The organism is Oligoflexus sp., from assembly GCF_035712445.1.
Taxonomy (GTDB): Bacteria; Bdellovibrionota_B; Oligoflexia; order Oligoflexales; family Oligoflexaceae; genus Oligoflexus.
This window is the reverse complement of sequence record NZ_DASTAT010000028.1, coordinates 40,455-65,293: the sequence shown is the minus strand read 5'-3', so window position 1 is coordinate 65,293 and position 24,839 is coordinate 40,455. Positions and strand designations below refer to the sequence as shown.

11 protein-coding genes are annotated in these 24,839 nt (G+C 56.7%); 4 read left to right on the top strand and 7 right to left on the bottom strand.

What is annotated here, in order from left to right:
- The first annotated feature begins 2 nt into the window (after positions 1-2).
- From VFO10_RS06405 to VFO10_RS06390, 4 genes are all read left to right on the top strand, one after another.
- Positions 3-3,035: a hypothetical protein gene (locus VFO10_RS06405; protein ID WP_325138223.1), complete on the top strand. Its 3,033-nt coding sequence runs from the start codon at positions 3-5 to the stop codon at positions 3,033-3,035.
- Positions 3,032-3,919 carry a hypothetical protein gene (locus VFO10_RS06400; protein ID WP_325138221.1) on the top strand — a complete coding sequence of 296 codons (888 nt, stop codon included), beginning with the start codon at positions 3,032-3,034 and terminating at the stop codon, positions 3,917-3,919. The genes VFO10_RS06405 and VFO10_RS06400 overlap by 4 nt, the downstream gene beginning before the upstream one ends.
- A 211-nt stretch (positions 3,920-4,130) precedes the next feature.
- Complete coding sequence (locus VFO10_RS06395; protein WP_325138220.1) at positions 4,131-5,171, top strand: hypothetical protein; 1,041 nt, start codon at positions 4,131-4,133, stop codon at positions 5,169-5,171.
- A 6-nt stretch (positions 5,172-5,177) separates the two neighbouring features.
- The gene (locus VFO10_RS06390; protein ID WP_325138218.1) at positions 5,178-5,807 is read left to right on the top strand and encodes a hypothetical protein; all 630 of its coding nucleotides are present in this window, start codon (positions 5,178-5,180) and stop codon (positions 5,805-5,807) included.
- Here VFO10_RS06390 and VFO10_RS06385 read toward each other — a convergent pair whose 3' ends face one another.
- The 7 genes from VFO10_RS06385 to VFO10_RS06355 all read right to left on the bottom strand — a co-directional run bounded on the left by VFO10_RS06385 (position 5,808) and on the right by VFO10_RS06355 (position 24,784).
- Positions 5,808-7,052, bottom strand: a complete 1,245-nt coding sequence (locus VFO10_RS06385; RefSeq protein ID WP_325138216.1) for a hypothetical protein — start codon at positions 7,050-7,052, stop codon at positions 5,808-5,810.
- Positions 7,021-8,052: a hypothetical protein gene (locus VFO10_RS06380; RefSeq protein WP_325138214.1), complete on the bottom strand. Its 1,032-nt coding sequence runs from the start codon at positions 8,050-8,052 to the stop codon at positions 7,021-7,023. The genes VFO10_RS06385 and VFO10_RS06380 overlap by 32 nt, the downstream gene beginning before the upstream one ends.
- Positions 8,049-8,909, bottom strand: a complete 861-nt coding sequence (locus VFO10_RS06375) for an OmpA/MotB family protein (RefSeq protein WP_325138212.1) — start codon at positions 8,907-8,909, stop codon at positions 8,049-8,051. Before VFO10_RS06375 ends, VFO10_RS06380 begins: the two co-directional genes overlap by 4 nt.
- A 3-nt stretch (positions 8,910-8,912) precedes the next feature.
- Positions 8,913-9,704: a motility protein A gene (locus tag VFO10_RS06370; RefSeq protein WP_325138210.1), complete on the bottom strand. Its 792-nt coding sequence runs from the start codon at positions 9,702-9,704 to the stop codon at positions 8,913-8,915.
- Between the two features lie 90 nt (positions 9,705-9,794).
- Entirely contained in the window at positions 9,795-13,157 is a 3,363-nt protein-coding gene (locus VFO10_RS06365; RefSeq protein ID WP_325138208.1) for a hypothetical protein, read from the bottom strand.
- A 132-nt stretch (positions 13,158-13,289) separates the two neighbouring features.
- A complete protein-coding gene (locus tag VFO10_RS06360; RefSeq protein ID WP_325138207.1) occupies positions 13,290-19,043 on the bottom strand; it encodes a GLUG motif-containing protein in 5,754 nt (1,917 codons plus the stop codon).
- Positions 19,044-19,048: 5 nt separating this feature from the next.
- Positions 19,049-24,784: an IPT/TIG domain-containing protein gene (locus VFO10_RS06355; RefSeq protein ID WP_325138205.1), complete on the bottom strand. Its 5,736-nt coding sequence runs from the start codon at positions 24,782-24,784 to the stop codon at positions 19,049-19,051.
- Positions 24,785-24,839 lie beyond the last annotated feature (55 nt).

Below are 24,839 nucleotides of genomic sequence, written 5' to 3'. Positions count from 1 at the left end.
GTATGAAACCACTCCTTCTTGCCATTTTCCTGACCGGTACGGGCCTTCCGGTCCTGGCTGCCGACAACGCGGCGCCGCCGCTCAGCGCCGAATCATCCGCTGATCCGGTGCTGGGATTGGATCTGGATGTACGAACCTTGCCGCTCTATAAACAGATTCTTATGGATCCGAACCGCAAGGGTTTGATTCCAAGCAGCGCAGATAGCGTCGCGCGCCTTGAAGAAGCCGTGGCTGCCGATCGCAAAGCCCTGGCCGAGAGTAAACCCGAGCGGCAGAGCTATCTGCGCATAAGGCTCTTCGATCGACTCGTGCAGAAAGCCCTCTATTGGCAGTCGGTGGTGCTCGGCGATCGCGACAGCGCCAGTGATATGGCCAGCAGCCAGCGCGTGCTGCAGGAAACGCATCAGGAAATCTTTGCCATGGGTCCGCAGATCCTCAAGGATATGACCGCTCCCAAGGAGCGTGCCGCGGTTCTTCTGCAGCTGCTTTTGGCCCAGGCGCAGTATGATGACAAGCGTGTGCAGGCGATTAAGAATCTGGCGAAGATTCGTCCGCAGCTGACTCATCCCCGGCATCTGGAATTGGTGGATTTTTTGGTGGGTCTTGAGGCTGTGCACGACGCGCAGGGTGAAGGTCGCAGCAGGGCCATCAAGCAGCTGGAGACGCTGGCGAACCGCCTGGATCGGCGTTTTTCCAGTCTCGCGTCCCTGGCCGTTGCCCGAAGCCTCGCCGGATTCTCCAGCAACGGTCGTCCGGTGGCGGCTCCGTCTCCCGAGTATGCCTCCTATCTTCGCTATGTGTCGCGCCTTTGTCAGACACTCAGCGCGAATGAAAAGAATGCGATCTTTGATTTCAGTCTGGGAGTCTGGACGCTTCAGAATGGTTTTGATCAACAGTGGGATCCCGTCCCTTTCAATGTAGGGTGCTATGAGCAGGCGCGGCAATTCCCGGCTTTTCTGGAGCGCCTCGCCCTGGCGTCTTCGAAGCGCAAGCAGACCGATCGCGCGCTCGCTCTTTATCAGCATGTCTCAGCCAAGCTCACGAATCCCTCGCAGAAGCAGCAGATCAATTTCAGGATGGCCCTTCTTCTGCGTGAGGAATACCGCCAGGGCCGCAAGCGGGAAGCCTATCAGGACTTCCTGGTGAACGCCCAGCAGACCTTCCGCGGCACGCCGCATGGTGTGAGGCTGGCCCAAATGCATGATGAGTTCATGCATCAGGAATTGGGCAAAGGCCTTGCTGATAAGCACATGCCTGGATATCTGGCGAGCACAAGGCCGATCTATCAGAAGTACATGGACAATTCCGCAGAGAATCCCGATTCACGCAGCATCCGCGCAAAATGGGCTGAAGTGCTCGCAGCGCATGGCCTGCGTCAGGAGTCCATCAGCACCTGGATCAGTCTCGCGCAGAGTTCCTCGGGGGCTGTCCGCAGTCAGTATCTGAACCGGGCCCTGGCCCTGCAGATGCAGACCATGAAATGGAATATGAGCAATCCCTGGGCGAATGAAACTGTCAGTGATCAGACCGGCCTTGGCAGTCTGAAGCAGATCATGCTCCTGATGCGGGAACAGTCGGCTGGCGCTGAGCAGGCGCTGCATACCCTGAATATTGCCGTGATCGATCGACAGCTCGGCCTGCATGAATCAGCCAGGCAGCAGCTGCGTGATGTCCTTGAACTGCTCGGCGAGCGTCCCCTGCGTACCGAGAGCTTTACGGTGCTGATGACCTATGCCCTGGAAAACAAGGACTATGCTGATGTCGAGAAACTTGCGCTTTTGGGCCGTCGTGCGGATCTGGAAGTGACCCGGCCGGTCCTTGGCTTTGCCAACCGTGATGAACTCTATCGCATGGCTCTTGAAAAGCAGGCCGACGCGCTTTTAGCCAGTGCCCAGCCCGAACCGGCGATCAGCAAGCTCACCCAGCTCATCCATGAACTGAAACCCTCGGAGAGGCGCAACCGGGCTCGTTACCTGGTGGCCCGCTCCTATCAGGATCTGCAAAAATTCACGGAAACGAAAGAGCAGCTTTTGGCCATCGAACGCGACGGCGTGCGGGATGATATCTATCGGCAGGCACTTTTGGATAAGGGCGCCTTGCTCATGGCCCAGGGTGAACTGGCGGCTTCGGTACAGACCTACAGCAATTTCCTTGTGACCTTTCCCAATGATCCCCGGCGTCGCGAGGCGCAATTCGTCATCGTCGATGGACTGATGGCTCAGGCCAAACACGAGGAAGCTCGACTGGAGCTTACCCGTCTTCTGAGCAGTCGCGATCTTGAAGAGGCCGAGGTCAATAGCCTCAGCGCCCGCCTCATGCGCATTCATCAGGCCACGCTGAATAATCAATGGATTCAGGAAGACATTGCCATGCTGGAACGCAATCTGCCGGATAAACCCGAGCTGCGCGCGCGTCTTGCCGGTCTTGCCTATCGCGAGAATCAGAGCGGCCATGCCCAGGTTCGGGAAAGCGTTCAGATGCGCCTCCGGGATCAAAGCTCCTCGCTCTTCGTGGTCAGTGACCTGATGAGTCAGATCGCGTTTGAACGCGCCCGCAAGGATGCGGATGCAGGCTTTTCCAATGTGCAAAAATCATTGATGGGAAGCCAGGACGGGGTCTTCCAAAAAATTCAGGATAATTATAACCGCGTGCGGAGCGCTTATGCCGAAGCCTGCCAGGTGCCCTATGCGAGCCACTGCGGTCCGGCCCTTTATGAAACTCTGTTCCAGGCGCAGCGCTACCGGGGGCTTCTGCAGGATTTGAACATGGAGCAGCCTGGTCCGGAAGTAGCGCTGGCACGGCAGGAGCTGAATAGCTATTTCACGCAGGAAATGGAGGCTCTGGAAAAGCGTCTCGCCGATGCGATTCAGCACGGCAACACACTGCCGGATTGGATTCTGAAGCTCAGCGTGGGTGATGAAAACTTCTGGCGCTACTCGGCCTCAGCGGCTGCGCGACAGATCAATTATTTAGCTCTGCCTTCGGAAATGGATGGCAAGAGTTCCTTTTCCTTTGCCAAAGGGAGTGCGGAATGAAACTCATCCCGTTCATGTTGCTCGCTCTCGTAAGCTGTCAATCGCTTGATAACGCGGAGTCACCATCGCGGCGTCCGACCGAAGCCTTGCAGGCGACATCGGTAGGGCAAGGGCTGCAGCTCCACCGCTATGATATGCAGGAGATTCGCCGGCGCTATGCGGGCCAGAATACCTTCGAGCAGACCATGCAGGCGCTTTCGGAAGAACGCTGGGACCTTGTCGTGCAGCAGGCTGAAAAGCATCTGAAGGATCATCCCGGCAACGAGGATGCCTTCCTATTTTTGGCGATTGCCTTTGCCGCCAAAGGACAGATCGATCGGGCCCAGTTCTATGCCGACCTCGTTCTGAAAGGGCGTCCGAAGCAGGCCATGGCCCTTAATCTTTTGGGCGTGCTCCAGCGTCAGCGTGCGGTTCTGATGGAAGATTACCGGGAAGCCATCGCCTATTTTAATCTGGCCCATCAGGTGTCCCCCGATAGCCTGGCTCCTGTCCTGAATCTCGGTTCGGTGAACCTTGAGGTCGGCAATTTCGAAGCCGCCTACTCGGATTTCACGCAGGCGAAAAAAATCTGCAACTCCTGTCTTGCCGCCACCCTTGGGGCCGCTGCAGCCGCTCAGGCTCTGGGCCGTTTCCAGGAGGCCGAGGCTGATTTCCGCGTGGTCCTGGATCGGAATTCCGAGCATCCCCTGGCCAATTACCTTCTGGCCGTCCAGACTTTTTACGTCACAGGCGATGCGGAGAAGAGCCAGAAATTCCTGGAAAATGTCCTGGAAGCCGACGGCGCGGATGCCGACATGCGCTCGCAGGCGCGGGAGCTGATGGCCCGTATCGAGGCGAAACAGCTTGATATGGAACGGAAAAAAGCCACCCAGGACGCCCACTGAATCGACCGGCGCTGGCCATCCGAGCCGGCGCGCCTTTCCCCCTCTGCCATGCCGCTCCCAACCCTTAGTAAGCTCTCATTCTCATTGGGCTAAAATCCAATCGTTGCGCCCCTGCCAAGGTCCGCATTTTGGGACAACATTTTTATTTGATCCGTATTATCTTGGGGTGAGCAGGATCCCTTCCTGCCACCTCTAACAAAGCGAGACCGTCGTGGAAATGTTGAAATCTGCTGCTCTGGGTTTGCTGGTCCTTCTTCCGCTCGTAGGCTGTGGTGGTTCATCCGGTAAAAGTGAAAAGCTGGCACCAGGGCCCGGCGGCATTGGTTTCGTCGATGAGAATGAGCCCGCTGCCGTGGACCTTGTCAGTCACATGATATTGGACCGCTTTGTAAGCGCCACGGCGCAGGAGAGTCTGACCCGCGATTTCAAGCGCATTGAACGCTTTGATCTGACAACGAACACAGCCAATGACGCGAGCCTTAAAAATCTTCTCGAAGTTCAGGATCTGTCGGGTGCGACCATGAGCGCCTGGCTGAAAGCACGCGTCCGTTACCTTCTGAGCCCGGATCTTTCCAAATATCGCGTCGGCACGCTGGATGCCGATTCCCGAAGCCTCTATGTATCCCGTCTTCCGGGCCTTGATGAAGCAGAGACGGTGAACATGGCCGCGGCGATGATGGGCACGCGCCTTTACGAGATCGGCAAAAACCTGCGCTCGCAGGATCCGAATGTGGAATATCTGATGATCGAAGTGAATAACGCCTGGGTTCATCTGAATACGCAGCGCAATGGTGTGATGCAGATCGGTCCCGCGCTCTTCAATCCTAAATTCATGCCCAACCCGACGAATCCCGCGGCTTATGCCAACACCGCTGTTCGCGTGGAAACGCTCTTTCATGAAGCCCGGCACGCCGATGGCAATGAAGTTTCCGGCAGCTTCGGTTTCTATCATGCCATCTGTCCCGAAGGCCAGGGCGTGGCCGAGGAATTCGTGGATAAGGCTGCATGCGATGATAATGCCAATGGTCCTTACACGCTGGGTGCGCAGATCCTGAAAGCCTATGTGGCGAACTGCGGTGACTACTGCTCGGCCCAGGATCGCAGCGTTCTGCAGGCTATTATGTTCGACAGCCTCTCGCGTGTTGTGCGCCGCCCGAATGGATCGCTGCCGACTCTGGATGGCACTCCAGAAAAAGGTTTTGAGAGAGTGGATATCTCCAACTTCTCCTTGATTCCCGCTCGCTCCAACTGAGGATTTATGAAAAACAATAAGGTCCTTTGGTCTGTCGTCATCATCGGGGTACTGGTCGGGATCGCGCTTTTGAACAGGAAAAAAACCGAGAGCTCCGAACCGGCTGCGGAAAGCCCCGAAAGCACCGTGGATGCCCCGGCCCAAGCCGAGGCTCCCGCCCCGAGCCAAACGAGTCCAACGCCTCTCGCAAGTCCGGCTCCGGATTCTGCGGGAGAGCTTGAAGCGCTGCCGACGGAAACGGCGAACTCCATGCCGGATGACGCTGTCAGCGTCCCGCCGGACGCAGTGGCATCGACGATCAAAAAGAATCTGGCGGGTGCCAAAAAGCTTTTGCAGCAGAAAGCGGCGATTGAAAAATCCAAGTCGGAGGATGTGCATCACACTCCGAAGGTCACGGTGGATGCTGCCCGACGCCTTGGCGAGATTGCAGAGCTGGAAGCCCAGCATCCCGAGCAGGCTGAAACGTTTCGTGAGTTCTATTTGGAATGCGCGCGCGATGACAGCACCATGACCGTGACGCGGGCTCAGTGCCTTGATAGGTACATCAAAGCCGCGAAACTGGATGCCGCGGCCCAGAAGCAGTTCCTTGCGGAATTTCCCGAGGAAATCGTGCGTCTTGTGGAAGCTTCGCAGTAATCAACGCAGGTCCATGAGGACGGTTTCATCCCGCACCAGATCCTGAGCTTTCCGACCGAGTTTGCGCCAGCTGCTCGCGTGCGAGCCGTCCAGGATCTGAAGCCGCTGACTCGAACTCGTCTCTGGTTTGCCCCGTCTCACTCGATTCTGCTTCATCACAAAATAGTGGTAGCTTCCAGGCGCCAGACGCAGTTTGGCGAATGTTTCCTGCGTCGTGACCTTCCAGACGTCCTTGCCTTTGGCGCTTTGCACCATCAGCTTATATTCATCCCCGGCCTTCAGTCCCTTTTGATCGGACCAAACGAAAAGACAGTCGGCCTTGAGGCTTCCCGACCGGATCTCCAAAGCCTCGGGAGGATATTGAAAAGTCAGAGCCTGGGTGACGGTCAGGTCGCTCTGTGTGAATTGCTTGGCCAGAGGATCATCGTCCGGAACAAAAGCCAAAGGCTGATCCACCATCATACGCAGGACTTCAGAACGGTAGCGGTAGTCCACGCTCACAATCTGCAGGCGATAGGCACCGGCTTTACGCAGGGTCAGAAGATAACGGTGACCCTGGACCGTGGCGGTGGGCTCGCGTTTGACATCACCGACCGGCCACACGAAGATTTTAAAGCGCTGGGTTTCATCCGGGCTTTCCCAGTAAAGGGGAATCTGGGCGCTTTTGCCGTTGATGAAGTGAAGACTGTCCTGGCCTGGGGAAAGAAAGGGGAGGTTACTGATCTTCTGCGCGCTTTCCAGACTTTCTTTCTGGGGATCCGCTTTCAGACGCGGCAGCTCCTGGGCCGTTTCAATGGACAGAAGATGCCGAACGTAAGCGGCCATGAAGCTGAGCACGGGCTGCTGGGTGGCTTCCTTTTCCTGCGTCGCGCCTTCACCCCAAAGACCATCGAGCACATAGTCCTTGTAACGAAGCTCCTTGAAGATCTGTCGATCCACGCGGACGATCAAGGGCTCGGCTATGCGCAGACGGGCTTCGATTTCCGCCGCGGAAAGATCCTTGCCGGTCTGCTTGAGTTCGATGCTGGCGCCAGGCATCAGACGCAGAAGGCTGCCCTCATCAAAACTGTCTTCATTCAGCTTATGCCAGTCGCTGGCCAAAGGCGGCATGATCCAGATCGTGCCCTGGCTTTTGACCGCAAGAAATTGCCGCGCCTCGCCCAAGGCCAGCGAGGGAAGGGCGAAAAGCCACGCTGCGAGCAGGCTGGGGATTCTACTTTTTTTGCTTTTCCATAAGGTCGACACGTTCACGCACGCCTCGGGTATTTTTGTTGATGGATTCCACCAGCGGACGGAGTTCCAGAAGAAAACTTTGCGGAGTCAGCTGCGTGGGAATCAAATAACCCTTGGAGAATTCATCGAGCGATTGCGACAGACGCTGCACCTCATCACGCAGGGAAGCGACGGTGCTGCGCCAGACCATGATGCTGATGCCCATGAAACCAAGCATAACGCCAAGGGCCAAAGTGGTCGGAATCATGAGGGGCGCAAAATAAAGGGCCGCGGAACTTTCCACGAAAAGAGTCAGATTGCTTTCGGGAATGGCCATGTAAAAGCCGTACTGACCGCCATCTTTGGTCATGCGCAGGGGCGTTCCGGCCCGGGAAAGAGGCGAGCGAATAAAGCTTTGCACCAGAGGCTGCTTCAGGATCAGTTCTTCGCTGTCCTCGGCCACGGACGAATAGATCAGGGACGACTGCTGATTCAGAATATAAAGACGTCGGGAATCAGCCGGAAGATTGCGGGGAAGAAAGCCGGCATCCAGATTCCAGATAGCCCGATAAAGACCGGGCTTCAGCTCCTGATCAGCAAAGGCGGTCGGATGATCCAGGCGCAGATGCGTAATGATCACGAGCTGGCCCTGAATCTTCCGAATATCCAGTTCAGCCGCCTGATCGTCTTTTTTCTGGAGAATCGCCTGCTCTTCGGGAGTGATCTGACCAAAGACGGTCTGAAGCGTGCTGCCATTCAAAAGAAGAGCGCGAGGTTCACGGGAAAAGCGCAGCTGCCATTGACCGTCCACGCGATCAAGGAAGAGACGCGATTCATCCCCTAGCATTTCCTTGATACGGTAGCCCTGCTGCTCAAAATTCATAAAAGCGATCGTGCGCCGGCTTTCAAGTTCATCTTTCAAATAAAAATAGAGCATGGTGCCGATCGACAGAAGAGGCGCGAAGATGGAAACACCAAGCAGGATCAGTCCCCAGCGGCGAAAGGTTTTGGCTTTGGCGGGTTTGCCACTCATGGCTTCCTCGTGGGTTCGGGCTCCGCTTCAGCTTTCTGAACGGGGCGCTTGCGTTTGATGGCGATTTCAATGCGGCGGTTTTTGGCCCGCGCTTCCGCAAGGGCTTCACCGGAAAGCCCCAGCACCGGAATCAGCGGCTGAAAATGAGCGACGCCGGCAATCCGCAGCTTTTCACCGGAAAGTCCTTCGTTTCGCAGGATCGCAGCGACAGACGCGGCCCTTGCGGCCGAGAGTTCCCAGTTGCTGGCCCACTTGCCGCCGACGCGGGTCGGCTGCTCATCGGTGTGACCTGTGACTTCCACTTCCAAAAGATCATCCAGGGGCAGAAGTCCCTGCGCCAGTTCTTTAAGATTATTTCGAGTCTGCGCGTTGACCTCGGCCTCGCCGCTGCGAAAGGTCGTGTCGCTTGGAATGACAAGGCGCAGAGCCACATCCTTTTGAAGAGGACCGGCCTTCAGGACCTGCAGCTGCTCTTTCGCTTTGGGGCTGAGTTCTTTCTCCAGGATTTTTTGAAAGGCCTGGGCGCTTCCGGCATCCGCATACTTGCGCTCGATGTTTCCGACCGCATTCTCGGCACTGTCGCCGAGGTCAAGCATGGTAACGAGCAGTTGAAAGGCGCGGGCTTTGCGTTCTTCGCTGGCCTCTTCGAGCACCTGCTCCATGGAGGCCCGCTTATGGCCCAGCATCGCATCACCGATCTGCTTTTCCAGCTTCTTCACCGAACCTTCATCGGCGACGACCTTATACATCAGGATGAAAAAGCCCAGCATGAGCGTGACAAGGTCAGCATAGGAGACGATCCATCCCTCGTCCCCTTCCTCGTGCGGCTGCTCCAGATGATGCGGGCTTTTGGACATGAATTAGGCGCTCTTCATTTGACGTTGACCGGGCAGAAGGAAGGACTTCACCTTCTCTTCGATGAATTTCGCGGGCTTTTTCTCGTGAATCAGCATGATGGCTTCAATGATCATCTTGCGGATGACGAATTCATCCCGCGATTTTTTCCCCAGGTATTCCGCGATGGGAAGAAAGACGACGTTGGCCAGGACGAGGCCGTAAAGGGTCGCGAGCAGGGCCAGGGACATCGAGCTGCCGATGCTGTCTGAATTGCCTTTGCCGATCGCCTGCAATAGGGCGATCATGCCCATGGTGGTTCCCATAAGGCCGAAGGCCGGAGGGAACTTGGCGATGGTTTTAAAGATCGCGGCGTCCTGATTGTAGCTGGCGAAAATCGTTTCGGCCCTGAGTTCAAGGAGTTCCCGGAGTTCTTCACGCGTGATGTCCGCATCGGTCCAGTGCAGAACCTGCGAGCATTCCCGCAGAAAGGGGTGTTTGACTTGTTCCGAGGCTTGTTTGAAGGCCTCACGACCTTGCACGCGCGCTTTGCTCAGCTGGATGATGGAATCGAGGACTTCGGCGTGAGTGTTGGCCGGCTTTCTTGCGATACCTTTGATGAAGACTTTGAAGAGATTGAGAACCTGGCGATAGGGGAAGCACGAGGAAGCCACGAAGAGCGTACCGCCCAGGACCAGGATGGTCGAGTGCAGATCGAGCGCAATCCAGGGGTTTTCCAGTGACATGATAAGGCTGACGATCACGATGACAAAGCAGCCAATAAAAGCGAAGACGGTACCAAAGTTGAAAGTTCCCATGGCGTTACCTATGCCTCTCGACGGCGGCTGACATTGATATCTATTTCATTTTAAGATGAAAACCGTAAGGATGGGGCGGGCAGAAACTGCTTAGCGTTCGGGCTGGAAGCGGGCCTTCCAGTTTTGCATGACGGTCAGCTGCTGCCTCGCAGCCTCGGCCAGGGGCGGGGTGGCCTCGGCCTTGCGCAGGGCGGACTCCATCCAGCTGATGGCCTTGCCGGCATTGCGATGATTCTGGAATTCGAGAAGACCGCAGTTGTAGTAAGCTTCCGCGGCAGGAGCTGGAACCGCCGTCAGGACTTCGCAGCGTTGATCAGCCGACTCGTTCCGCTCCAGCTGCCGTTCAATGGCCACCATGGTCCAGGCCAGCTGCGGATCGTCTTCAATCGGTTTCAATAGGACCATGGCTTTGGCAAAGAAACCAAAGCGCGCATGAAGAAGGCCGAGCTGCTTTCTGATTTCCGTCTGCTCGGGATCGAGCGCCAGAGCCTTCTGCCAGAAGTCCTCGGCCTGACCGAAAAGATCCAGCCGGGCCTTCAGGCGACCTTCCTGCCAAAGCCCGAGCGCCTTGATGCGAGGATCAGTGGATTGAATGAGTCTTTCGTTCAGCCATTCCGTTCGCGCAAAATCGCGAGTCTGGAGCGTGAAATAGATGGCCTTCAGAATAAGCGAAGACGATGCGACACCGCGATTGGCCTGGCTCGATTCCAAAAGCGCCGTCGCCACCTCGTCCCAGCGTGTCCAGCTGCTGATCCGTGTGCCGGGTGCTTCGGCATCTATAAGGCTCGGAAGCCAATCGTTGAATTGAATGGGATCGTCTTTCAGTCGATGGGCCTCCTGAATGACCCGCTGATTGTCGGGGTGCAGGATACCGAATTTTTCCACTGTTTTGCTGGCCTGTCCTGCCATGCTCTTGGCTTTGGCGCGCCAGCCCGCGATCTGGCTGGCGATCTGGCTCAAAAGTTTTTTGCGGTCCAGGCCTTCGATTTCTGGAATGCGGTTCAAAGCTTCCGCAAAATTTTCGGCTGCCAGGGCCAGATCGCATAGAGCGCTGCTGCCCCAATGCGGATCCTTGGTCTGCAGCACTTTATTATAGAGCGCTTCGATCTCGTCAAAGGCCTGTTTTTTAGCCTGAATCGACGCGATCAACTCGTCCGATCGGGTGCCATAGACGGGAATCGCCTGAAACGCGGTCAGGGATTTCTGAGCATCATCATAGGCGAGACCACCGAGTATCCGACGGGACTCTGGACCCAGACTATCGCTCTGTTCCAGGTAGTAATTGGTCATGGTCGTTTTGATGTCGTCGTCGCGGGCCGGAGTCAGGCTTCTGGCACGGCGCAGAAGATCAAGGACCATGATTTTTTGATCGACGCTCAGGTCCTGTCGATTCAGAAGATGATCCTGGGCATAGCCATGCAGCGGATCACTGTAACCACCATAGGCCAAAGCCCGGGCAAGGCGCAGACGCAGAAGCGAACCCTGCGTGACATGCGGCGCCAAGGCCTCGCAGCTTTTGATGGCGGTCAAAGGCTGCTCCAGAATATCGAAGAGGCAGGTTTTTTCCTGAATTTGATCCTTCTGCTCCGAGGTCCAGGTGTAGGCGCGGGTCCACTGCAGATACTGGCGAACTCGTGGAATCTGCAAGGCGTTCTCGGCCATGCTGATAAGCTGGAGCAGGCGGGACGGTGCATCCCGGGAGTCTGGATAATCATGGAGCCAGATTTCCAGGCGATCCAGGGCCCGCGCCAGGCGTCCGGATTTTTGATCCATGGCCACGGCCGTCAGAAGACTTTCATTGGCGAGAGGATCGCCCTTTTCCTTTTGCGAAAAGACGAAGTAGGCCTCGGCCTGATCATCGCTTGATGCCAGCTGAGTGATTCTTTGATAGGAACTTTGTCGGCGCAGATCCTTGAGCTTGAGCGCCCAGGGGCCGCTCTGGAAACTGCTGATATTCAGGAGCGTGTCGGTCGTGCGATAAAGATCGTCTGGAGTTTTGCGATTCAGTTCGATCAAGCGTTCGGCCGCTGTCTGTCCTTCGATCTTATGGGGAAAGGCATAGACGATCTGCCAGAGTTTTTGCTGGGCATTGGTTTCCTGACCCTGGCTGAGGGCCTGGCGGGCCATCATAAGATCACAGCGGGCCAGCTCCTGACGGGCCTCGGGAACCAGCTTCTGATAGATGCGGCAGGCATCGGTAAACGCGGGATCATCCACAAGGTCGGCTGCGGCCAGTCCAAAATTTTGCAGCATAAGATTGGCCAGGCGCCTTTGCTCAGAAGGAGCCTGAACCGAGAGTGCAAGTTCACGATAGAGTCGGGCGGCCTCGGCGTTGCGTCGGCCTTTTTCCAGGATGCGACCGCGCAGAGCCACCAGCTTCGAGACATCGAAGTTTTGGGCCGGAGGTTCAGCCTTGGGAAGAGCCGCCAGGGATTTTTGCACGATTCCGTCCAGGCGGTCGAGGAGGGAGGATGATTCCACCAGCGTGCGACTCGTCAAAAGAAAATCCCCGGCCTTGCGTTGGACCTCCATGAACTCATAGGCATCATCGTTCAGGCGAAGATCAGAAGGCCGACGGAAGCGCGCCGCGGCGTGATTCGTATAGGATTCGAGCCAATTCAAAAGACCTTCGGCGTGCACAGGCTCGACCAAAAGCTTCTCGATCTGTTTGCCCGCCAATCGCAGGGACTGCGAATGAGGTTCCGGCAGCTGTAAAAGCGCAGCAAGAGCCGCTCCGCGATCATCGGCATCGCGAGAGACGGTCAACACGCAGAAGGCTGCCTGGCCGAGGGAATCAGCGTCGGCTTTATTCTTCAGCTGCTGCAAGAAAGGTCGGACGGCGCGGCCACTGACCGAGAAGGCCTGGATGAAGCTTTGCAAGCGTTCACGAAGGCGGGGATCCTGCAGAAGTTCTGACTTCAAAACCAGAGCGAGCTGATCCAAAGAGCCTTCATTCTGGCCCAATAAAAATAGGGTTTCCATGCGGCGCCAGTCCAGCCAGCTGCGAAGGGCCGGGATGTCGAGCTGGTTATAGGCCCGGAGCGCTTCCGCATAGTCACGCAGCCCCAGACTGGTTTCCGCCTGAAGCCACACATTCAAAGGACCATCCGTTTTCTTCAACGCAGGATTCAAGACATCCCACTGCCTTTGGGCCAGCATTAAAAGCAGCCAGTGACTGCGCAAGGGCTCCAGACCGGGATCAGGCTTTTGCTGAAAAAGAAATTCCTGGATCGAACGGGTCAGATCCTGGGCTCTTGTGCTATTCCAAACCGGAATCGTTTCGCGGGATTCCTTTTCGATCAATGCGCGAAGATTTTGTTCCAGATCCAAAGCATCCGGACGCTTGCTGCTTTCGAGCTGACGCAGAGCCAGGGGAAGCGCGGGGGCTGGATCCATCGGATCATAGCTTCGCTGGCAGTTTTCCTTCCATTCCGCATAGGCTTTCGCATTCAAGCAAAAGACCAAAGCCCAGAGTAATCTGGGCCATTTCCGGGTTCTGGCCCGGAGTCTTGGATGCGGGGAACGAATCAGCATGCGGGTCCGATCACGTGCATTGTGAGCCTTGATTCCAGTATAGAACACTCTTCACGGCGCCGGGAGTTCCCAGAGGAAACGAGGATAGTCCTGGCTCGAATAGGACCAGATGGTGGCATCCCAGTTGGAATAGAGTGAAGAACCGAGCATTTCGCTCGTATTCTTGCCGATACCGGCCTTGCTCGTCGCCCGCCCGGACGCCTGCTTGTCCCAGTAGCTATAAGGCGCATCGCGCGGCCCATCAGGACTCCAGAGGTTTCCGACCAGACCACCGAGGTTGGTTTCACTCGATACCTTATCCACGCGGCCCGAGGCATAGACCTTCTGAATGATGTCACCGACCTGGCCGGCGAATCCACCGACGCTATCATTGCCTTTCACCTGACCGCGCGCATAGCAGTTGGTGATCGATACGTTATTACTGTTGTTGCGGAACGCCAGACCCAGAAAGCCCCCGACGTTGGTGTTGCCCGTAACGTTCCCGGTCGCGAGGCTTTGCGTGATCGTCACGTTATCCCCTTCGATCTGGGCGATCAGACCACCCGTATAAGTCGGGCAGGTCGTTGAACCGGAAGCCGCATTCTGCCGAATCAAAGCATACGAACGCACGCGACCGAACATGCCGCCGCAGCGCGTGTCACCGATGACGTTCCCGGTGGCCTTATTCTGCTGAAGGTTATTCACGCGCGTGGTGTTACCGTTTTCCAGATAACCGACAAGGCCGCCGATGTCGGCGTTGCCTGTCACCTCGCCCGAGGCTGTCGAGCCGGTGATTTCCCCACGATAGTAGCCGGCAAGACCACCGACATAGTTGCGACCCACGACCACACCGGAAGCCTGCACACGCGTCATGGTCGAACCATCGGAATCCGTCCAGCCCGTCCCGACCAATCCCCCCGCATAATCACCGTTGGGCGACGCCACGTTTCCTGTTGCATAGGAATCCACGAGGAGCCCGCGGCGCATTTCACCGACCATACCCCCGGTGTAACCCACGGCTGTCACATCACCGGCACTGGAGCTGCCATTGATTTCAAAGTTATCCCCGTATCCGACGAGGCCGCCCGCGCGGAAGGGACTGGTGACCGATTTCAGGTTCACGCAGTTTTTGATAAGAGCACGCTGGGTCGTCGATGTTCCGTAAATGCGTCCTGCGACACCGCCAGCTGTATCCGAGCCGGTGACGGGAGGAACCTGAGTTGGAACGGCCGCAAGCACGTTCCCGTTATTCGTGCAGTTCGTAACGCTGCCATAGGTCAGCTGCCCGAAAATGCCTCCCGTGTAATAACGTCCCGTCACCGCGCCTGAGAAGCTGGCGTTGGTGAAGACACCGCTGTTGGTTTCTCCGATCAGACCGCCCACATAGTTGCGACCCACGACGGTGGCGGTCGAGGAAATCTGATCCAAATCTCCGTTGGTAAGCTGTCCAATCAAGCCACCTGTATACTGCGCACCTTGGCCCGCATCATCGGTGCAGGTGACCGACCCTGAGCTTTTCGCGTTGGTAACGGAGTAAGTGCTCGCCGCCCAATGACCGGCAATACCACCGGCATAACACTGGTTGCTGTTCCCGGTCGCGAGAACGCTGCCGCTGTATTCCAGATTGCTGGCACCCCAGATTTTGCGGCCGAAAAGCCCGCCGATGAAACGGCGGCCAGTCACGGAAGCGAAAGACATCATGTTAAAGGCATTGCCATGACAGCGGCCGATGATGCCACCCGCATAGACATCCGCTGCAGTCACCGCTCCCGTCGTGAAGATGCCATCGAGCGTAATGTAATCGGCGGCTACGACTGCATCACCGTTGTAGCTGACCGTTCCCACGCCACCCGCCAAAGTTCCGACATACGAGCGGCCGCGAACCTGGAAGTTGATCAAACCCAGATCGCGAACATCCGAGTAATTCAAAATTTTGAAGAGGCCGACGAAGTCTGCGTTGATGTTATCGTAGCTCCAGTTGGCAATGATGTAGTTGTTGCCTTTGATGGTGCCGCGGAATTCGGTGTTGGCACCGTTGGTGATCGGCGCGAAGTTAAGACCACCGAGGTCGATGTTTTCACCAAGGGCATAGTAACGGCTATAGGGCTGGTTGCGGAGGTTATTGAGATGCGCGGCATTACAGATAATGAAAGGATCTGCAGCCGTGACGCCTGTACCATCGGCGAAGTTATTGTCCCAGTCGACAGGACGATTGCAGATGTTGGTGCAGCTGTTCGCGACGCTGGGATTACAGTAGTGATACGCATCGGCAAGGACGGCCGAGGATCCATCGGGATTTTGCACGGTGACGGCCACGGTGCTGTCGCTCGCAGCAGGTGGTGCATTGCAGAGGATGTGTTTACGCGAGATGATCTGCACCGACGAGCAGTTCGACGAGCCGATACTGACGGTGGCATCCGGCTTAAAGCCATCACCGACCAGGACCAGCGTGTTGCTGCCGGCCAAAGGACCTTCGGTTGAACGAACCGAGGTCAGAGTCATGCGGTTGTTCGAGGCCAGGGTCAAATGCCTGGTGGCCCTGTTGCCATCGGAATCCAGGGCTTCCAAAAGATAATGAATATAGGTGTCCGTGTTGATGGGCCCCTGCAGATTCGTTTTGCTGGTGGCCCCGCCCTGTGCCACTAGCACGGTATCCGAAGTCGTGGCCCTGTCGAGCGGATTGCTCGAAATCCTCTGATAGATACGATAGAAAATCGAACCCGCTGCCGTCGCGTTGTCAGAAGCGGTCCAGCTGAGCGTCCAGTTCCACTTGGTATCCGTCTTGTCACTGGTAAAGCTTGTGATCACAGGGGGAACAAGGTCCAGGGTCGTGATGGATTTCACGTTGCCATCGCAGGTGCGATTGCCGGTTCCATCCACAGCGCAGACTTCATAGAAATAGGTCTGACCGCTGGCGTAATCCGTACCGGGATCGGTCCAGGTCAGGTCCTGCGTTCTTTGCACGAGGGTCGCATCCGCGGTCGTGGGATTTGCGGGGTTGGCAAAGGTGCTGCCGGTTTTGCGCCAAACCTCGTAGTTGATGACAGCTCCGGGTTCCAAGGCATACTGATTATCGGTGGCCAGGGTCCAGGTCAGCTCCGTGCTCGCATTGCCGTAAACAGCGGTCAGCTGCGACGAGAAACTGGGCGAAGTCGTATCGCTCGTGCGCTTTTTGGTAGCGCTCACCATGGGATCCAACTGAGTCACGTTCCCGGCCGCATCATAGGCACGCACGTGAAAGACATAGGAGCGGAAGGGATTCAAACCCGTGATGGGACAGGAGAGCAGCGGGACAGGGCAACCCTGGGCCGAGCAGGCACACTCCCAGACCGGTGAATCCAAAAGGGCGTTGGTGGCCTGATCCACGAGATAAACTTTAAAGCCTTTGTAATCCGTCCAATCACTGGGCGCGATCCAGGTGACGTTGACCGTCCCCTCGACCGGCGTTGTCAGATCCGGTTCGGCGGCAATACCGAGGAAGCCTGGAGGCGGTTCAATATCCGGCAAAGTCAGAGTTTTAGGAACATCAAGCGCCGAGCAGTTCTGAGTCCCGCCGGCTATGCTGCCGCCGTTATCACAGGCGTTGACCAGGACATAAATATCCTCGCCGCTATTCAGATTGATGGTGCTCTTGCTCAGACTGGTGCCAGTGCGAGCCGTGGACTCAGGCAGTTTCAAAAGCGTGACGGGAACCTGCGTGCGATCAGGGTTGCTCTTCCAGATTTGGACCTGATATTCATAGATATCCGCGGCTGTGGACGGACTCCAGGCGAGCGCGAGTTTGCCGCTTTCCTTGTTGAAGGTCACGGTCTGCACGCCATCAAAGGTCGGGGCCGTGATATCCAGAGTCGAGCGATTCAATGCAAGCGTGGTGGCCGAGATATTGCCGGCTTTATCCCGGGCTTTCAGACAAACGCCATAATTGGTTTTCGGAGCAAGGCCCGTGATGACCGCTTCACCTTCCTGAGTGGCGGTGAAGGCGCTGGCCGGGAAAATCTGATGAATGCTGGTCAAGGAACAGGCGTTGCCCCCACCGGGCTGCACATAGGCGAGATATTCCCAGGTTCCGTACTTATTGCTGTCCGACTCAACATCAAGAGCGGTGAAACGGGCCCGCAGAGTGGTTTCCTCCTGGCCGCTGCTGCCGTTGACAAGGCTCGTCATGCCGGGGAAATTCGGAGCGGTCGTGTCGCCTGAAAAAATCGTGCGGGCCGTGGTCACCGTATTGGTCCTGCCGCTCGGATCCTGATCGCGAACGATGACATGATAGGTCGTGTTATCAGTGATACCGGTGTAGGTCAGCTGCGTGGGAACCTTGCCTGCTAGGGTCACCGGCACGGTCATCGCATTCACATAATCTGTAAGCTGAGTCGAGACCGGCCCATCCTTTTTAATATAGACAAAGCGTTTGGCCACGCCCCCCATGGAAGGCGTCCACGGTGCTGTGATCACAAGGCCGCCGTCACGCACGGTCAGAGCCGAGGCTCCTGTGGTCTTCGGGGCTCCATCATCCCTTGTGCTGGCCAGCAGGGCTAGATCGTTGGTGTCGCACACCCCTTTGATCGAACAGGCCCTTACACCAAACGCATAGGGAAGATCATCACCCAGGTCCTGCAGTTCGACTTCCATCGTATCGCCACCGACCATTGTCATGGGATCAGCTTCCCAATCCACCTGAGTTCCTGGGTTTGCATAGACTTTGAATTTGTGCGTGGGAACGCCGGTGCTGACGCCCCAACGGACCATCGCGGTGTGAGCGGACGTGATTTCCACAGTCCGAATGCCTTTGAAAGTCGGGGCATTCGAGGTCAGGGTGCCGACTGTGAGTTTGGTATTGCCCGTCAGGGTCAGGTCTTTGAATGTCGCCACGCACGAATACTGATAGACTTCACCTTCCTGCAGGCCAACGTCCATATATTCCGTGACACCCTTATCGCGGGTGGCAAAGACCTGGGTACCATTGCGATAGATTTTGAAGGTTTCAAATTCCTCTTCAGGCCAGGTGAACTGGATGCGGATACGATCCGCGCCGCGCGCCTCGCCTTTCAAACAGCCTTCAAAGACTGCGCTTGATTCCGGGATCGCGACGGTGATGACCTTGGTATTGCGGTCCGTGCGACCCTTGGGATCGGTGGAGCGAACACCATAGCTCAGAACTGTGCCCGGACGCACGCCCCGGACCGAGATCTGCATTTTGGTATCCGTGGTAATGGCCACGGGTTTGCTGAAAGCCGGACCCTCGTAAACGGTGTAGTTCACATCCTGGCCCTTCAGAGCCGTGACGAGTGCAGGCCATTCCAAAAACACATCGTCGCCGATGAGATCGGCTTTGCTGATACCTTCATAGCCCACGGTGCTTTCAATGCTCAGGATCACCACACGGGTGTTGGTATCACTGCGACCATCAGCAGCCACGGCCCGCACCTGGAAGGCATAGTGCCCGGGCAGGAGCGTATCGATCTCATAGCTATTCAAATCTCCGGCAATCACCTGCAAAAGCTTGCCTTTGGTGACCGGTGACTCCGCATCAGGCAAATCCAGGATAACGGTCGCCGTGCCGGTCGATGAACTGCCGGCATCATCCAGAAGTTTGGTTGTGGCGGTCGTGGCGGTCAGATCCTGAACATAGATTTGATAGCCGACGACCGTGATGGCGGCCGGTTGATCCCACATGAGGATAAGGCCACCCTTCGCTGCGACCTCGATCCCTTTCAGGCCTTTGAAGAGGATAGGCTGGGATTCCTGAAGCGTTTTAATCTTGTCGCAGCCCATCATCCCAAGGATGAGAGCGAGGCAGCCGAGAAATCCTGTGAGTAAGCGTTTCATGGCATTCAACTCCCCGGCCCAAGAAGGGTCGGATACGCACCACTTTTGATATTCCAGATGGCAGGATCATAGTTCACAAAGGTGCTGGGATCTTTCATTTCAAAACTGGTCTTGCCCGTACCGCCGGCACTGGTGCTGCGGCCTGATGTGGTGGTATCGTAAAAGCATTCGGGAGCGGACATGCTTCCGCCGCTGACGAAGCGACCGATAAAGCCGCCCAGGTTCGACGCTGTTTGCCCCTGGGTCACCGCGCCCGTGGAATAAGATTTGGAAATGATGGCGCCGGTCAGGCCCGCGAAGCCCCCGACATCGGACTCGCCCTGCACGGCGCTGCGGGAATAGTTGTTCATGACCTGCATCGTGGCATCGTAGCGATAGCCATAGCCCAGAAAGCCTCCGACCCGGGTTTTGCCGATGACTTTGCCCGTGGCATAGTTTTTCTCGATTGTCGTGGGACCCATGTCCATGGAACCCGCAAAGCCCCCGACGTTGGCATCCCCCGTGACGTCACCGCTGGCATAGGAATAACGAATTTCCATGGAGCGATAGATGTGACCGATGAATCCACCCACATGATCCACCGCGGCACTGACGGCGCCGCTTGCGAAACTTTTCTCGATCTTCGTGCTGACGGCCCCCGAAAGGTCGTAGTTACGACCGCAGAAACCGCCGACCACCGAGTTGCCGACGACCCGTCCTGTGGCGTAATTGGAGGTATAGGTTCCCCGACATTGGCCGGCAAAGCCACCAATGTTGTTGTTGCCTGCGACATCACCTTTGGCGAAGGAATTGGTGATGACATGACCACCATTCACATCCGTGATGCCTACGAATCCGCCGACGTTATCAAAACCTGTGCTATCCACATCACCGTTGGCGAAGCTTCCATCGATCACCACACTGACTTCAGACCAGCCGAGAAAGCCACCGGCCTGGCCTTTGGATCCCTTCACATCACCGTTGGCTGCGGTGTTGATCACATCGGTGTTCGAAGCACTGCCGATGGCGCCACCGGTTCGATAGCCCCCGAGATTTTGCACAGCTCCGTAGGCGGCGCTGCTCTGAATCAGGTTTCTGCGATCCGTTCCTGAAGGCTGCGCCCCACCAGCTGAGTTGCCGACAAGGCCACCTACATAACTGTAATACGAGGTGACCGCAGCGGAGGACGTGCTGTTTTTAAGAACGGCGCGATAAAGGAGACCGACGACGCCTCCTGTTTCATAACCGCTGTTGACATAAGCGGAATGCCCGCCCGTGACCGTACCGAGCACCTGCACACCTTCCACGCCGCCGCGGACGACAGTACCGACTGCGCCGCCCGTGCGACGATCGCCAATCACTGTCCCGCTGAACCAGCTATTGCTGATCGTATGATCATTCAAACGTCCGACGAGGCCGCCAGTTTCCAGCATCTCGACGGCAGAGAAGCGTTCGCAGCGGACCGTTGCGGCGGCGTTGATATCACTGGCTGTTCCGTTATTGCCATCCCAGTAGCCGACGACGCCCCCGGTATTGCAGGTCGTGCCTGCGGGAACCGTCGTGACCGTCCCTTCAAAATAGAGGTTGGACGCGTTCTTGGTCTTATAGCCGATGACGCCTCCGACCGTGACCTTGCCATTGATCGTTCCATAAGCCGACATATCGAACGACTGCACCATCGCGCGACCCAGGATGCCACCCACATCCTGGCGACCGTTCACGGTTCCTGACATCATGATGTCCTGAATCACTGTGTTCGCATCGTTCGCTGTATCACCGACCAGAGCCCCGACGCGATCCCGCGCATTGATGTTCACATTGATGAACTTCAGCGACGAGACTTTGCTGTTGCCCGAGATGTATTTGAAGAAGCCGTAATCATCCTGATTCGTGTTGTTGTACGAGAAATTGGCGATTATATTGCCGTTCCCCGTGAAGTTGCCCTGGAAGGTGGCGCTGGATTGCGTGACAAGCGGGGTCCAGGCCACGCCGTTGAGGTCGATGTTCTCCATAACCGAGAAATAGCGGCCGTTCGCAATCGTGCGGATGTTATTCAGATGCGTGGCGTTGCAGATGATATAAGGCGTGGTCACAGTCGTGCCGCGGCCGGTCTGCAGCGCGAAGGATGACTCCCAGCTGCCGGGGTTATTGCAGATGTTGGTGCAGTTCACGTCGGCCGTACAGTAGGTGTAGGCATTATTCATCGTAGCCGAGGACCCATCGCTGTTGCTGATGGTCAAGGAATAGGTATTCTGCGATTTCGCAGGAGTCCGGCAGAGGATATGACGTGACGAGACGATCTGGGTATTCTGACAGTTTGTTCCGCCGATGCTGACGGCGGAGCTGTTATGAAAGCCGCTGCCCTCGACCAGAATCAAACGGTTGCCGGTCGTCGGCCCTTCGGACGTGCGGACGGCGGTGATGGTGATCAGGTTCAAAGATTGAATATCAATCTGCCTGGTCGTCGTGTTACCGGCTTCATCGGTGACCATGAGGAGGTAATGGATATAGGCGTCCGTGTTCACAGGACCGGTAAGGCCCGTGGCGCTGCTGGCGCCGGTGGCCGTGAAGATCGTGGGATCGGAGTCCTGGACTTTTTCCGTCGGATCCGTGGATATCCGGGCTTTGATGCGGAACAATAGATTGGCGTTGCTCGTCGTGTTATCCGCCGCTGTCCAATTCAGGTTCCAGGATTTTGCGCTGGACGTCTTATTGGTGGTCAGCGCGCTGATGGTCGGGGGGACAAGGTCAGGTGTTTGAACGGATTTATAGGTACCGTCACAGGCTTCATTGCCGCTCGCATCCACAGCGCAGACCGTATAATAGTAGGTCGTACCGCTGACGAGGTTGCTGGCATCGAAGTAGCTGCGATCAGACAGTTCCACGAGCGCCGGTCCAGCAGCCCCGGGGTTAAGAAGGTTGGCAAAGTTGCTGCCGGTTTTACGATAGACGCGATAGGTGAGGGTCGCGCCTTGCTCCTGCGCATACTGATTGTCACTGGCCGCTGCCCAGTTCAGCATCGAACCGCCGTCTTGAAAGTTCAAGGCCAGGTTCGAAACGAAGGTCGGCCTGGTCAGGTCGATCGTCCGCTTGTCGGCAAAGGACATGATGGGATCGAGTATGGTGAAGTTTCTGGCAACATCATAAGCGCGCACATGAAAACGATAGGTGCGGAAGTCATTTAATCCCGTCACCTGGCAGCTGCTGATATGATCCAGGCAGCCCGGCATCTGACTGCAGGCACAATCTTTCACCAGGGTCAGAGCATTGGAACCATCCAGGGTATAGACCTGAAAGCCTGCATAATCCGCCCAGTCCGTGGGTTCAATCCATTTCACGGTGACCTGGCCTTCGGTGGTAGCGATCAGGTCCGACGAGGCCGCGATACCCATGAATCCAGGTGGCGGCTGGATATCGGCAAAGGTCATGGAAAGGGCCTGAGCCCGGGCGAAGACGCTGCAGTTTTTACTGCCGTCGGTGATGCTGTCGGCGTTGTCGCAGGCATTCACCGCGACTTCCAGAGTGGCCTCACTTTGGAAGGGGACGACCGTACTGTCAAAGCTGAAGGAGTTCGGCGATTGCGCTGCCGTCCTTTGGATGGTGATCGGCAGGGCCGTCGCGCTGTTCTTCAGCGTCAGCCAGGTGTCGATCTTATAGCTGCCAATATCAGCTGATGAAGACGGGTTCCAGGTCAGCTTCACCACACCTTTGTCCGCATCGAAGCTGAGGGTTTGAATGCCATCGAAATCCGGCGCGGTCTTATCCTGGGTTTGCCGGCTCAAATAGTTGGTGTTGCTTGAAAGGTTGCCATTGGCATCAATGGCTTTGATACAGACGGAATAGAGCGTCTTCGCCTTCAGCCCGGGTATGGTGTAATTCGCATCCCCTTCGGGAACGGTGAGGGCATCGACCTGAAATTTATAGTGATCCTCGTGGCAGGCGGCACCACCGCCTTCGCGCACATAGAAGCGATAGCCAAAGGCCCCGCGCGGATGCTGCTGATAATTCTGAATCGCGCGGAAGTTCGCGATCAGGGTCGTTTCCTCCTGGCCGCTGGCGCCTGGAAGAAGTCCGTTGGCATTCAGACCATTGAAATCGGGAGGACGCAGGTCCCCGACCGTGACGGTGACGACCCGCGAATTGCTGCTGATATTTCCATGCTTGTCTTCATCGCGCACGATGATGTGATAGGTCCGCGCGCTGGTCACATCATTGAGCGTCAGAAGACGGGGCGGGTTGATAGGGTTCGTGACGACCACGGTTTGCGCCAGTGTATAGACACTGATATCAGTGCTGGGGTCGCCGCCGACTTTCGTAAAGACCTTACGTTTGAGTATACCGCCCTGCTCGGGGCTCCAGGGCGCCTGAATCAGAATTTGCCCCGTGCTGACCACGGCGCTTTCCGCTCCGATTGTTTTGGGCGCGCCATCGTCCGGCATGTTGATAAGAATCTGCTCGGTATTGGGATCGCAGACGCTCACCCCGCAGGCCCTGACACCGAAGGCATAGGGGAGATCGTCACCCAGATTTTTGATGGGAGTCTGCAAAACGCTCGGTTCGATGGTGGCAGAAGGTTGCGCGGCCCAGTCCACGCTGCTGCCGGGATTCGCATAGACCGTGAAGGACTGCGCTGGAACTCCCGTCGTCACGCCCCAGGAAACAGTGGCCTGATGCGCATCATCAGCCTTGACGTTGGTGATGCCTTTGAAGGTCGGCGGGTTACTCGACAGCGTCGCACCTTTGATCTGGTTGCTGCCGGCGATCACATCCTTGCCCGCCACGCCCTGGCAGGTATAGGTGTAGTATTCACCTTCCACCAGCCCGCGATCGACGAAGCTCGTGACCCCGCGATCCAGAGTCACGAAGGCTTCCTGCTGGTTTCTGTAGATGCGCATGGCCGTATAGTTTTCCGAGGGCCATTCAAAATTGACTTTGAGGCGATCTGCCCCCAAACCCTGGACCGATAGGCAGCCAAGGAAGTTCTTATTGATGACGGGAACCGTCAAGGGCAGGAGCGTGGTGTTGCTATCCTCGACGCCTTTGGCATCGACAAAGCGAACGCCGTAATAGAGAGTGTCGCCGCTGTTTTCCTTGAGCAGGGAAATGCTGACTTCCGATTCCTTGGTATAGGCCACGCGCTCATTGAAGGCGGGTCCTTTGTAAACGATATACTGGTAGCTGTCGGTGGCCCTGATGTTCGGATAGGGGATCCACTTCAGATGAGCATCCGAGCCAATGACTTCAGCGATCTGAAGACCTTTGAAGAGCTGGCCGGCACTGACCCTGACGATGCGCGCACTCACGTTGTTATCGCGCCGTCCATCAGCGGCGAGGGCGCGCACCTGGAAGAGGTAGATGCCTTCATCAAGACTCGCGGTGCGGTAGGAACTGCGGTCGGCACTGACCAGGGCCACGAGCTTGCCCTTGGTCATGGGGTTGAAGGCGTCGGTCACCGTCACGGCCTGGGATACATCCGTGCTTTCCGCCGCGGGGCCGTCTTTTTTATCGGAACTGCTGGACGCTGCAGCGGCTATCAGCGCGTCGGCATCGGCCGCCTGTATCGGCTGAACATAGACTTCGTAGTTTTCGATGAAGACGGTAAAGGGAATCTTCCAGGTCAGGATATAACTATTATCAGAACTGGCCTGTATGCCCGTTATGCCGGAGAAGGTAATAGGATTCGCTTCGCCTGCCGTCTGCAACTTATTGCAGGACAGCAGTGCGAAGAGCATCATGAACAATACGAGGCTTCGCGTTTGCATGTTTCCCAAGCCTAAAAAGGGTGAACCCCATCATAAGAAAGCTTCGGCTGGGATT

Excerpts from the sequence above, each read along its gene's own strand:
- VFO10_RS06400 (WP_325138221.1), top strand. The coding sequence starts at position 3,032 with ATGAAACTCATCCCGTTCATGTTGCTCGCTCTCGTAAGCTGTCAATCG.
- VFO10_RS06370 (WP_325138210.1), bottom strand. The coding sequence starts at position 9,704 with ATGGGAACTTTCAACTTTGGTACCGTCTTCGCTTTTATTGGCTGCTTT.
- VFO10_RS06405 (WP_325138223.1), top strand. The coding sequence starts at position 3 with ATGAAACCACTCCTTCTTGCCATTTTCCTGACCGGTACGGGCCTTCCG.
- VFO10_RS06390 (WP_325138218.1), top strand. The coding sequence starts at position 5,178 with ATGAAAAACAATAAGGTCCTTTGGTCTGTCGTCATCATCGGGGTACTG.
- VFO10_RS06360 (WP_325138207.1), bottom strand. The coding sequence starts at position 19,043 with ATGAAACGCTTACTCACAGGATTTCTCGGCTGCCTCGCTCTCATCCTT.
- VFO10_RS06380 (WP_325138214.1), bottom strand. The coding sequence starts at position 8,052 with ATGAGTGGCAAACCCGCCAAAGCCAAAACCTTTCGCCGCTGGGGACTG.
- VFO10_RS06375 (WP_325138212.1), bottom strand. The coding sequence starts at position 8,909 with ATGTCCAAAAGCCCGCATCATCTGGAGCAGCCGCACGAGGAAGGGGAC.
- VFO10_RS06355 (WP_325138205.1), bottom strand. The coding sequence starts at position 24,784 with ATGCAAACGCGAAGCCTCGTATTGTTCATGATGCTCTTCGCACTGCTG.